This is a genomic window from Novacetimonas hansenii JCM 7643, from assembly GCF_000964405.1.
In the GTDB taxonomy this organism is placed as follows: Bacteria; Pseudomonadota; Alphaproteobacteria; order Acetobacterales; family Acetobacteraceae; genus Novacetimonas; species Novacetimonas hansenii.
On record NZ_BANE01000385.1, the window covers coordinates 1 to 473 of the forward strand.

1 protein-coding gene is annotated in these 473 nt (G+C 53.1%); it reads right to left on the reverse strand.

Translation table 11 applies throughout. The annotated features are described in order from the left end of the window. Positions 1–272 precede the first annotated feature (272 nt). On the reverse strand, positions 273–410 hold the full coding sequence (locus B7G66_RS18290; protein ID WP_167613940.1) for a hypothetical protein: 138 nt from the start codon (positions 408–410) through the stop codon (positions 273–275). Positions 411–473 lie beyond the last annotated feature (63 nt).

A 473-nucleotide genomic window follows, 5' to 3' on the forward strand; every position in this document is an offset into this window, starting at 1 on the left:
GGGAGGGCGAGAGCGGAACATAGATACGACAGATAGAGCACCGCCCTATCATTTCGATACGAATCCGGATCATCTATGAATGACTCTTTAAGAATAATATTTTACAGACGCAATTATGTCGCGTTGGGGGCGCCAATGGATTTCGATCTCTGTGATTGGTTACGCATGTTCTCGGGCAAAGATTGAGGCACTGCACACATAAAAGAGGGCACACTCACGTGGCTGTGACCAAAGAGCGGCGGTATTACAAGCGATCATAATTTTGCCCCCCATCAGGCGGGGGGCTCGGCATCACGTCGGGCAAGCGCCTCTTTGAGTTCGCGCTCGATTTGTTTGCGCTCGCGACGGCTCAGGTAAAAACTGGTCAGTTCGGCGCGCAGCATCTGGATGTGGTCGTGTAACGTGGTCATCGTCCTGTTCCTTTCGTTACTTGAAGACAGGACGGACGGCTCATGCCGGGGTGGACCGGGTCA

Coding starts and splice junctions, on each gene's coding strand:
- B7G66_RS18290 (WP_167613940.1), bottom strand. CDS start 410: ATGACCACGTTACACGACCACATCCAGATGCTGCGCGCCGAACTGACC.